This is a genomic window from Microbacterium sp. 4NA327F11 (assembly GCF_005503465.1).
Taxonomy (GTDB): domain Bacteria; phylum Actinomycetota; class Actinomycetes; order Actinomycetales; family Microbacteriaceae; genus Microbacterium; species Microbacterium ginsengisoli.
The window spans coordinates 1-10,793 of the sequence record NZ_SCOB01000037.1 but is presented as its reverse complement, the minus strand read 5'-3'; the positions used below and the strand labels follow the sequence as shown (position 1 = coordinate 10,793).

Here is a 10,793-nt window from a genome sequence, read left to right as displayed (position 1 = left end):
CCCCGCATCACCCGACCCCGAAGGAACAGCACGTCATGAACCGCCCCCAGCCCTCCGCCCGTGTCCTGCGCACGGCCGCCGCGGTCGTCGCCGCGGCCATCCTGCTCACCGGATGCGCCACCACCGCCTCGTCGAACACCCCCTCGGCGAACTGCACGCCCAAGGACGCCGGTCTCACCACCTTCACCCCCGGCACCCTGACCGTCGGCGTACCGGAGAACCCGCCGTACACGAAGCTCGACGGCACGACCGCGTCGGGTGAGGAGATCCAGATCATCGAGAAGCTGGCCGCCGCCGAGTGCCTCTCGGTCGCCTATGTGCCGATCACCTACGCCAACGGCATCGCGATGATCACGAGCCAGAAGCGCACCGACATCATCACCGGCGGCTGGTACGTCACCGCCGCCCGCGCGGCGCAGGTCGGCTTCACCACCCCGACGTACTACGACCAGATGGCGATCATCTCGAAGTCCGGCATCGACACGGTGTCGGGCCTGGAGACCATCGGCGCGGTCGGCACCGGCACGGGCTTCTCGTGGCAGGACGACGTCACCAAGATCCTCGGCGACAACCTGAAGCTCTACCCCGGCACGGCAGAGATGAAGCAGGACCTCGAAGCCGGCCGCATCCAGGCGGCGCTCGACGGCTACGCGGTCGCCGCGGCGGCCTACAAGGGCAGCGGCTTCGAGGTGAAGCCCGCGCAGGCGGACTCGCGCGTCGCCATCACGACCAACATGCCGATCATCGCCTTCCCGGTCGACAAGGACAACACCGCGTTGTCCAACGCCTTCAGCGCCCTGATCGACCAGTACCGCACCGACGGCACGCTCGCCTCGATCGTCGAGGCCGACGGCCTGTCCGCCTCTCTGGTGGTGCCGGCCGACAAGGCCGCGACCGCCCTGCGTTGACATCGAGTGGGGCGCCGGCGACCCCGGTGCCCCACTCCCGAGCGAGAAGCCGACATGAACCAGAACCTCATCACCGAATCGAACGAGATCGCTCACGCGGGGGTCGTGATCGAGCATCTGTCGAAGAGCTTCGGCTCGAACCTCGTCCTCGACGACATCTCCATCACCGTCAAGCCCGGCAGCGTGACCGCCCTCATCGGCCCATCGGGCTCGGGCAAGAGCACGCTGCTGCGCTGCATCAACCTGCTCGAGACCCCGGATGGCGGCACCGTCACCGTCGGCTCCCAGGTCGTGACCGCGGGACGCCGGATCCCCGAGCGGGAGCTTCTCGCGCTGCGCCGCCAGGTCGGCATGGTGTTCCAGTCCTTCAACCTGTTCCCGCACTTCTCCGTGCTGCGCAACGTCGCCTTCCCGCAGGAGCGCATCCTCGGGCGCAGCCGGGCCGAGGCCGAAGAGCGGGCGCTGACCCTGCTCGAGCGCGTCGGTCTCAAGGACAAGGCGCACCACCACCCCGCACAGTGCTCGGGCGGTCAGCAGCAGCGCATCGCCATCGTGCGCGCGCTCGCGCTCTCCCCCCGGGTGATGCTGTTCGACGAGCCCACCAGCGCCCTCGACCCGGAGGTGGGCGTCGAGGTGCTCGCCGTGATGCGCGAGCTCGCCGACGCGGGCATGACGATGATCGTCGTCACCCACGAGATGCAGTTCGCCCGCGAGGTCTCCGACCACCTCGTCGTGATGGCCGACGGCCACATCGTCGAGGAGGGCGACCCGGCCGGCATCATGGCCGAACCGCAGGAGGAGCGCACCCGCCGGTTCCTCAACGCGGTGCTGGAGCGTTGACGTGGAGGTGATCGGAATCGTCCTGCTGGGGCTGCCGATGACGCTTCTCGTCACCGCGGCATCCTTCGCCTTCGGGGCGATCGGCGGGATCCCGCTGATGCTCGGGCTGCGCTCGCGTCACCGCGTCGTGCGGCTCGCTGTGCGCCTGGTGGTCGACGTGATCCGCGGCGTGCCGACGATCGTCTGGCTGTTCCTGCTGTACTTCGGGTTCGCGATCGGGGTGTTCCGCTTCAGCTCGCTGGGCGCCGCGATCGTCGGGCTCGGCGTCATCTCGAGCGCGTACCTGGCCGAGATGTACCGCGGCGGGTTCGCGACCCTTCCGAAGGGGCAGCTCGAAGCGGCGCAGGCGCTCGGGCTCGGCCGGCGCACGACGTTCGTACGGGTGCTCGCACCGCAGGCCCTGCGCACCGCGCTGCCGTCGGCGGCGACATACCTGATGGCCCTCATCAAGGATTCGTCGATCGCGTCGACGGTCGGCGTGATCGAGATGGTCGCCGCGGCGACCGCCTACTCACGCCAGAACCCCGGCACGGCGGGTCTCACGCCGTTCCTCGCGGCCGCGGCGGTCTACGTCGTGATCAGCGTCCCGCTCGCGATCGCGACCCGGCGCCTCGACGCCCGCCTGTCGAGGAGTCACGCATGAACCTCGCCGACTACCTCCCCCAGCTCGGCCAGGGCCTGCTCGTCAGCCTCCAGCTCACCGTGATCTCGGTGGTCGCGGGGTATGCGATAGGCCTCGCGTTCGCGCTCGGCGTCGCCTCGCGCAATCCCTGGCTGCGCTGGCCGGCTCTCGTGCTCGTCGAGGTGGGCCGCAGCATCCCCGCCCTCGTCGTGCTGTACATCGTCTACTACGGCCTGCCGTCGGTGGGCATCCTGCTCGACTCGTTCCCGGCCGCGGCCGCCGGTCTCACCTTCACCGCCGCGGCGTACTCGTCGGAGATGTTCCGTGCGGGAATCCGCTCGGTGCCCAAGGGGCAGACCGAGGCCGCCCTCGCTCTCGGGCTCTCGCGCCGGTCGGTGTTCGGCCGAGTGGTGCTGCCGCAGGGGCTGCGCTCGGCGATCCCGCCGCTCATGGGGCTCGCCATCCAGTCGTTCCAGGGAACCTCGCTCGCCTACTCGATCTCGGTCAACGAGTTGATGAGCCAGGCGTATCAGATCAGCGCGGTGACGTTCCAATACCTGCAGGTCTACGCGATCACGGGTCTGATCTACGTGATCATCGCGGTGCCGTCGACGTGGGCGTCTGTCTACGTCGAGCACCGCCTCGCCCGTGGACAGGCCTGAGGAGAGAGATGACCCACCTCACCTGGCTCGAGGCCACGCACGGCGACGAGCGGTACCGGCCCCTGTGGGAGTTCCTCGACCGACAGGTGCGTGCCCTCGTCGCGGATCGCGCCGAGGTCGCCCTGACCCATGTCGGCGTCGATGCGGGCGGCATCCGCACACCCGCCAACCGCATGATGTCGGATGCCGCGATCCTCGCGACCGCGCTCGAGATCGATGCCCGCACGCAGACCGACGCGGTCGTGATCGGATGCTGGGGTGCGCCGACCGAGATCGTGCGCTCCGGCGTCGCCCGGCCCGTGTCGAGCCTGCCCGACGGCAGCGTTCGCGCGGTCGGCTCCCTCGCCCGTCGGGCCGTGCTCATCACCGTGTCACCGACGCTGGTGCCGATCTTCGCCGACGACCTGGTGCGCCTCGGTGCCACGGGATTCCTGCCGGAGCGGCCCGTGCGTGCCTACGACCCCGAGTCGACGCTCGATGACGTCGTGGCCGCGATCGACGATCCGCGGGCGTTGATCGCGAGATTCGACGCGGTGGCGAAAGCGGCGGTCGCCGACGGCGCCGACGCGATCGTCGTCGGCTGCGGCTACCTCGCCCCGCTGTTCACCTGGTACGGCTACACGCACGTGTCGGGCCACCCCGACGTGCCCGTGCTCGACTGCAACCGCCTCGCCGTGGAGCACGTGTTCGCACTCCTCGCGCTGGAGGCGGCCGGCATCTCGCCGACCGGTCGCGGCTACCCGCGCCCGCGCGGCGCCCGGGCCGCGGCGCTCGCCGCTACCGGCGGCCGCCTGCGGGGCCCCGAGACATCCCCTGACCTCTCCACCCTCACGATCGAAGGAACACACGCATGACCCGCTACTGCGTCATCGGTGCCGGTGCCGCCGGCATGTCCGCCCTCCGCCAGCTGCGCGACGCCGGGTACGACGTCGACTGCTTCGAGAAGACCGACCGCGTCGGTGGGCACTGGAACACCGATTACGACGCCCTGCACCTGATCACGTCCCGTGACATGACCGGCTTCGAGGGCTTCCCGATGCCGAGTGACTACCCGCACTTCCCGCGGCGCACGCAGATCCGCGACTACCTCAACGCCTACGCCGACGAGGCCGAGCTGCGGGACGGCGTCACGTTCAGCGTCGAGGTCGAATCGGTCGTGCCGGTCGCGACCGACGGCCCGGTCGGGTCCGCCGGCTGGACCGTGACGCTCACGGGCGGCGAGAAGCGCGACTATGACGGGGTCGTGGTCGCGAACGGTCACCTCTGGGACCCGAAGGTGCCCGCGATCGCCGCACGCTTCACCGGCACGCAGCTGCACTCGGGTCGCTACCACAACACCGACGACATCGTCGGCGACCGCGTGCTCGTCGTCGGTGCGGGCAACTCGGGCTGCGACCTCGCAGTGGACGCCGCGCAGCACCGCATCGACGCCGACATCGTCGTGCGCGAGGGCATGTACTTCCAGCCGAAGAGCTACTTCGGGGTGCCGCGGCAGGAGGTGACGTGGATGGCGCAGTTCTCCGCCGACGAGCAGGACCTCATCGCACGCCTGCTCGCACGGGTGTCGATCGGCGAGTGGAAGGACTACCCGGGTCTGCCGGAGCCCGCCTACCGCACGCTCGCCGAGGGCCGCACGGTCGTCAACGACCTGCTGCTGTACTGGATCCACCACGGTCGTGTGCGCGTGGTCCCCGGCATCGCGGACATCGAGGGCACGTCGGTGACGTTCACCGACGGCACCTCGCGCGAGTACGAGACGATCCTGTGGGCGACGGGCTTCCACGCCTCCCTGCCGTTCCTCGACGACGCACTCGTGCCCCGCCGGTCCGGCACCCCGCTGCGCTTCGCCGCGGGCATCGTGCCGCAGGGGCTCGAGAAGCTGTACTACGTCGGACTCTCCGCTCCGCGGGGGCCGCAGCTTCCGGTCTACGGCGTGCAGTCGAAGGTCGTGCTGCGCATCATCGGGCTGCACGAGGCATCCGCCGAAGGCTTCGCGCCCGTCGCCGACTACCTCGGCCGCTTGCAGGAGGCCGACGACCGCATCGACATCGTGCGCGCCGTCTGGAACGACCAGCTCGCCGACACCCATCGTCTGCTCGACGCGCTCGTCGCCGCGCGCGAGGAGGCCGCGTCTCCGGCGGCATGACCGTGCCGGGGTGCGGGGTCTAGCCTGACCCCGTGCCCCCTGCCGTCTCCGCCGGTCTGCTCGTGCACCGCCGCGGTGCGGCCGGGCTCGAGGTGCTCATCGCGCACATGGGCGGGCCGTTCTGGTCGCGCCGCGACGAGGGGGCGTGGTCGCTTCCGAAGGGCGAGTTCGATCCCGACGCCGAGACGCCGGCGGATGCCGCGGTCCGCGAGTTCCGCGAGGAACTGGGCGTCGACCCGCCCGCGGGCGATCGCGTGCTGCTGGGGGAGTTCCGGTACGGCAGCGGCAAGCGCGTGACGGTGTTCGCCGTCGCCGCGGGGGAGTGGGAGGCATCCGATCTCGTCTTCGGCGAGTTCGAGATGGAGTGGCCGCCGCGCTCGGGGCGCGTCGCGCGCTTCCCCGAGGTCGACCGGATCGCGTGGGCGGCACCGGCCGACGCGGAGCGCCTGCTCGTCGCCGGTCAGCGTCCCGCGCTCGCCGCACTGCGCGCCCGTCTGGGCGGCGCCTGACGAACCGCGCTACGCGCCGCCGCGCGCCCGCCATTCGTCGATGAGCGCGGGCATGCGCTCGGCGAGGAAGCGGAAGAACTCCGCGAGATCGCGTGCCCGGGCGACCGCGTCGGCGTCGGTGTCGTCCTGGGCGTCGCCGATCTCGTCGATCGCGGTCGCGAGGCGCGCGTACACGGGCGCGTTGAGGGCGACGGAGCTGTAGAAGCCGTCCTGCACGATCTCGTAGCGATCGCGGCGGTCGCCGGGAACCGAGCGTCGGTGCACGAAACGCAGTGTCACCAGGTAGCGCACCGCCCCCGACACCGCCGCGGGGCTCACTCCGAGGCGGTCGGCGAGCTCGGCCGCCGTGTACCCCGTGGCCGGGGCCGCGACGAGCGCCATCATCACGCGGGCCGGCATCCGTGCCATGCCAGCCGCGGTCATCATGGCCGCGGCTTGCTCGGCGGGCTCAAGGGCGCGATGGGCGGGGAGCGTCATCCGTCACCGGCCAGTTCGCGGCGCCGCATGAGGGCCAGGGATGCCGCACCTCCGACGATGACCGCGGCCACCAGCCACCACAGCCCCTGCACGTCGGTTCCCGAGCCGGTGACGGTGGGCGCCGCGGCGATCGGCGCAAGGTGCACGATCCAGTCGGGCAGCCGGTAGAGCGGGCCGAAGAGGCCGACGACCGTGGCCAGCCCGACGAGCGTCCAGCCGACGGCGAGCGTCGCCCGGGGCAGCACCGTGAGCACGAGCGCCGTGACCACGATGAACACCAGCGCGGCGACGAACTGCCCGGCGCCGACGACCACCGCGTCACCGAACAGCGACCAGTCGGGCGCGCTCTGTCCGGCCAGGCCCGCCGCCGCCCCGACGATCGCGCCGCCGACGGTCGCCGCCGCGCCGATCGTGGCGATCGCGACGTAGTCGGCCAGCCAGCGCACCCGCCCGACCGGTGTCGCGAGCAGAGCCTCGACCGTGCCGTGCGCCTCCTCCTGGCGAGCGCGCCCGACGATCTGCACGCCGCAGCAGGCGGCGAGCACACCCACGAGCGTGAAGAAGATGACGATCGCGCCGACCGCGAGCGAGCCGCCCTGCGTCAGCGCGGCGAGCAGTTGCTCGACGGACGGCAGCTGGGCCGCCGCCTGCGACAGCACCGACGACAGGCTCGTCGCGAGCAGTCCCGACACGAAGCCCCCGATCGCCCAGCCGAGGATCGCCGGCCACGTGAGCACCCATACGAGCCCGGTCGAGCTCGACAGTGCCGCGCCGGCCGTCGCGCGCGCCCGCCGCTCGGGCAGCAGGCTCTCGCCGAGGTCGCGCACCGACTGCAGGGCGACGGATGCCACGGCCAGCCCGGCCGCGACGAGTGCGCAGAGCGCGACCGGCCACAGGTTGTCGTCGGCCCAGGGTCGCGCGTTCTCGATCCACCCGTACGGCGAGAACCAGGCGAGCGGGGCGCTCTGGATGCGCTGGAGGTCGGCGGAGGGTGTGCCGAGCGCGTTGCCGATCCCCGCGACGAGGTAGGCGACGAGCATCACCCACACGCCGAACGCGTTGGCGCTGCGGCCCGACGCGAAGACCTGCGCGCCGATCAGTCCGACCCCGTAGGCGAAGAACCCGAGCGCTCCGCTGCCGAGACCGGCGACGAGGCTGCCCGTGGCGGGCAGCCCGCACGCGAGGAACGCGACGGCGACGAGCATGGCGAGCAGCGCGTTGGCGATGAGGCCGTGCACGATCGTCGCGACGAGCGGGGCGACGCGTCCGGCGGGGGTCGCGGCCACGAGCTCGGTGCGGCCGGCGTCCTCGTCGGCGCGGGTGTGGCGCACGGCCATGAAGGAGCTCATGAACGCGGCCATCATCGCGAGGAACGGGAGGATCAGGAACCCCGTGAACGCGCCGAGGTCCGCGCCCGACGGCAGCCCGCGGAACAGCATGATGACGGGGTTCGCGGCCGCGGTGGCGAGCAGGTTCACGCGGTCCGTCTCGGTGCCGTACGACCCGTTCACGGCGGAGACCGTGAACGCCGCGAGCATGGCGGTGCCGCCGATCCAGATGACGAACTGCCAGAGGTCGCGCCGCAGCCGCTGGCGCAGGAGGGTGATCATCGCGTCGACCCGGCAGTGAGGTCGTCACCGTAGTGCCGCAGGAAGAGCTCCTCGAGCGAGGGCGGCTCGATGCGCAGGCCCGTCACCCGACGGGTCGCGAGCTCGGGCAGCACGGATGCCACGGCGTCGCTGTCGACGGTGAACCGCACCCGACCGTCGGCGACGCTCACGTCGTGGGCCTCGGCGATGCCGTCGGCGGTCGTGCCCGCCGCGTCGAACGACACCTCGGTGCGGGTCAGGTGCCGGAGGTCCGCGAGCGTGCCGGCCTCCACGACCTTCCCGGCGCGGATGATGCTCACCCGGTCGCACAGCTGCTCGACCTCGGAGAGGATGTGGCTCGAGAGCAGCACGGTGGCGCCGGCATCCTTCACCCGGGTCACCTCGCGTCGGAACACGACCTCCATGAGCGGGTCGAGACCGCTCGTCGGCTCGTCGAGGATGTAGAGCTCGGCGGGCACGCTGAAGGCCGCGATGAGCGCCACCTTCTGCCGGTTCCCCTTCGAGTAGGCGCGGCCCTTCTTGCGCGGGTCGAACGCGAACACGTGCTCGAGGCGCTCGCGCTCGGTGCGGTAGGCGGCCGAGCGGGTGTCGGCGCCGCGCAGGCGGGCGAGCACGTCGATCGACTCGCCGCCGGAGAGGTTCGGCCACACGTTCACGTCGCCCGGCACATACGCGAGTCGCCGGTGCAGTGCCACCGCGTCGCGCCACGGGTCGCGGCCGAAGACCGCGGCGGTGCCGCCGCTCGCGCGGGCGAGCCCCAGGAGGATGCGGATGGTGGTCGACTTGCCGGCCCCGTTGGGTCCGAGGAAGCCGTGGATGTCGCCGGCGCCGACCGCGAGGTCGAGGCCGTCGAGGGCGTTCTGGCGCCCGTAGCGCTTCACGAGTCCGGCGGTGCGGATGACGTCGCTCATGGCGCTGAAGCTACGCCGATTTCACAAAACTGTGAAGAGTGTGGGCCGTGTCAATCCAGCCGCTCGATGACCGTCGCATTCGCCATGCCCGCGCCCTCGCACATCGTCTGCAGGCCGAACCGGCCGCCCGTCGCCTCCAGCTCGCCGACGAGGGTCGTGAGCAACCGCGTGCCCGAGGAGCCGAGGGCGTGTCCCAGGGCGATCGCGCCGCCCCGAGGGTTGAGCCGCGCGGGGTCGGCGCCGGTCTCGGCGAGCCAGGCGAGCGGCACGGACGCGAACGCCTCGTTGACCTCGAAAGCGTCGATGTCGTCGATCGACAGACCCGTGCGCTGCAGCACCTTCGCGGTCGCCGGGATCGGTCCCGTCAGCATCATGATCGGGTCGTCGCCGACGACCGAGAAGCCGACGAAGCGGGCGCGGGGTCGCAGCCCCAGACGCTGTGCGGCCTCGCGCGACATGATGAGCGCGGCCGAGGCGCCGTCGGTGAGCGGCGACGAGTTGCCCGCGGTCACCCGCCAGCCGATCTGCGGGAACCGCGCCGCGATCGCCTCGTCGACGAACGACGCCGGCAGACCCGCGAGCCCGCCGGCGGTGGTCGCCGGCCGCACGGTCTCGTCGGTGCGGTGCACGACGGGGGAGCCCGTGGCATCCGTCACCGTCACCGGCACGATCTCGTCGTCGAACAGACCGGATGCCGCGGCCGCCGCGGCGCGCGCGTGGGAGAGCGCGGCGAAGTCGTCGAGCCGCGCACGCGAGAGGTTCCACTGCGCCGCGATGAGCTCGGCCGAGATGCCCTGGTGCACGAGGCCGTCGGGGTAGCGCTCCCGCAGGCGCGGTCCGAGCACGTCGCGGCCGATCGCGGAGGTGCCGAGCGGGAGGCGGCTCATCGACTCGACGCCGCAGGCGATCACGATGTCCTGGCTGCCGGAGATGATCGCCTGCGCCGCGAACGTCGCCGCCTGCTGGCTCGACCCGCACTGGCGGTCGATCGTGGTGCCGGGCACGTGCTCGGGGAAACCCGCCGCGAGCAGGGCGTTGCGGGTGACGTTGGAGGACTGCTCGCCGACCTGCGCGACGCAGCCGCCGATCACATCGTCGACGAGGGCCGGGTCGATGCCGGTGCGGTCGACGAGCGCGGTGAGCACGGTCGCGAGCAGGTCGACGGGGTGCGTGCCCGAGAGCGCTCCGCCGGGCTTTCCCCGACCCGATCCGGTGCGCACGACGTCGACGATGACGGCTTCGGCCATGGGAGCTCCTTCGCGGCAGGGCGGATGCCGCCAGCCTACGCCCGGGCGGCGCCGGCGGCTCGGGTCCCCTGCGTATACGCAGAGCGCGACATGCTCGAACCTGCTGGCGGACTCAGGGGCTGAGTGTATACACTAACGATGGCCAGTGACGAGGGAGGAGCGGCATGCGCGCCAGCGATCACGCCTACACGACCCTCCTCGACGAGATCCAGTCCGGAGCCCTCGCCCCCGGCACGGTGCTCGCCGAGCCCGCCCAGTCCGCCCGCCTCGGGGTGAGCCGCACTCCGCTGCGCGCGGCGCTCGCGCGCCTCGCCGCCGACGGCCTCGTCGCGCAGGCCTCGCCGCGCGTGACCGTCGTCACGGGGGTGGATGCCGCCGACATCCGTGCGCTCTTCGAGATCCGCCGAGCGCTGGAGGAGACCCAGGCGCGCCTCGCCGCCGAGCGCGCCGACGCGGCCGTGTTCGCGGCGTTCGCCGCCGACTTCGACCACGCCCGCCTCGAGGGCGACGAGGGGCGGGACGCCTACTACGCGCTCATCGCCCGGTTCGACGCCGCGCTCGACGCCGCCGTCGGCAACGACTACCTGGTGGCCGCCCTGCGCACCGTGCGCACCCACCTCGTGCGCGTGCGCCGGCTCGCCCGCGACAAGCCCGAACGCCTCGCCGCCTCGGTCGCCGAGCACCGCGTCATCGCCGACGCGATCGCCCGGCGCGACGCCGACCTCGCCGCCCACGCCACGCACGTGCACCTGCACAACGCGCTCACCAGCATCCTCGCCTCGCTCGCCGCCGACGCCGCATCCGCCGACGCATCCGTCGGCGGATGCGGCGTCGGCGGCGAGCGAGGCGAGGATGCTGGTG

The 10,793-nt window shown here is 72.0% G+C and carries 12 protein-coding genes; 8 read left to right on the top strand and 4 right to left on the bottom strand.

What is annotated here, in order from left to right:
- The 7 genes from FFS51_RS14070 to FFS51_RS14040 form a co-directional block, all read left to right on the top strand.
- On the top strand, positions 1-908 hold a 908-nt coding region (locus FFS51_RS14070; RefSeq protein ID WP_212742827.1), incomplete at its 5' end, for a substrate-binding periplasmic protein.
- A 54-nt stretch (positions 909-962) separates the two neighbouring features.
- Positions 963-1,748: an amino acid ABC transporter ATP-binding protein gene (locus tag FFS51_RS14065; RefSeq protein WP_045246079.1), complete on the top strand. Its 786-nt coding sequence runs from the start codon at positions 963-965 to the stop codon at positions 1,746-1,748.
- 7 nt (positions 1,749-1,755) lie between these two features.
- Positions 1,756-2,391 (top strand): amino acid ABC transporter permease, encoded by a 636-nt coding sequence (locus tag FFS51_RS14060; RefSeq protein WP_235557468.1) that lies wholly within the window; start codon positions 1,756-1,758, stop codon positions 2,389-2,391.
- The gene (locus FFS51_RS14055; protein ID WP_045246081.1) at positions 2,388-3,032 is read left to right on the top strand and encodes an amino acid ABC transporter permease; all 645 of its coding nucleotides are present in this window, start codon (positions 2,388-2,390) and stop codon (positions 3,030-3,032) included. Before FFS51_RS14060 ends, FFS51_RS14055 begins: the two co-directional genes overlap by 4 nt.
- A gap of 8 nt (positions 3,033-3,040) precedes the next feature.
- Positions 3,041-3,886, top strand: a complete 846-nt coding sequence (locus FFS51_RS14050; protein ID WP_137878728.1) for an aspartate/glutamate racemase family protein — start codon at positions 3,041-3,043, stop codon at positions 3,884-3,886.
- A complete protein-coding gene (locus FFS51_RS14045) occupies positions 3,883-5,178 on the top strand; it encodes a flavin-containing monooxygenase (RefSeq protein WP_045246085.1) in 1,296 nt (431 codons plus the stop codon). The genes FFS51_RS14050 and FFS51_RS14045 overlap by 4 nt, the downstream gene beginning before the upstream one ends.
- Positions 5,179-5,210: 32 nt before the next feature.
- Complete coding sequence (locus FFS51_RS14040) at positions 5,211-5,687, top strand: NUDIX hydrolase (RefSeq protein WP_045246087.1); 477 nt, start codon at positions 5,211-5,213, stop codon at positions 5,685-5,687.
- Positions 5,688-5,696: 9 nt separating this feature from the next.
- Here FFS51_RS14040 and FFS51_RS14035 read toward each other — a convergent pair whose 3' ends face one another.
- From FFS51_RS14035 to FFS51_RS14020, 4 genes are read right to left on the bottom strand one after another with little or no spacing between them, the layout of a single operon-like run.
- Positions 5,697-6,164, bottom strand: a complete 468-nt coding sequence (locus FFS51_RS14035; RefSeq protein WP_045246089.1) for a GbsR/MarR family transcriptional regulator — start codon at positions 6,162-6,164, stop codon at positions 5,697-5,699.
- Positions 6,161-7,774 carry an ABC transporter permease gene (locus FFS51_RS14030; protein WP_137878727.1) on the bottom strand — a complete coding sequence of 538 codons (1,614 nt, stop codon included), beginning with the start codon at positions 7,772-7,774 and terminating at the stop codon, positions 6,161-6,163. The genes FFS51_RS14035 and FFS51_RS14030 overlap by 4 nt, the downstream gene beginning before the upstream one ends.
- Positions 7,771-8,685, bottom strand: coding sequence for an ABC transporter ATP-binding protein (locus FFS51_RS14025; protein WP_137878726.1), 915 nt, complete (start codon positions 8,683-8,685; stop codon positions 7,771-7,773). The genes FFS51_RS14030 and FFS51_RS14025 overlap by 4 nt, the downstream gene beginning before the upstream one ends.
- Before the next feature lie 50 nt (positions 8,686-8,735).
- Positions 8,736-9,932 (bottom strand): thiolase family protein, encoded by a 1,197-nt coding sequence (locus tag FFS51_RS14020; RefSeq protein ID WP_137878725.1) that lies wholly within the window; start codon positions 9,930-9,932, stop codon positions 8,736-8,738.
- Between the two features lie 164 nt (positions 9,933-10,096).
- Between FFS51_RS14020 and FFS51_RS14015 the strand changes: the two genes are divergently transcribed.
- Positions 10,097-10,793, top strand: a 697-nt coding sequence (locus FFS51_RS14015) for a GntR family transcriptional regulator (protein ID WP_137878724.1), incomplete at its 3' end; no start/stop codon positions are given.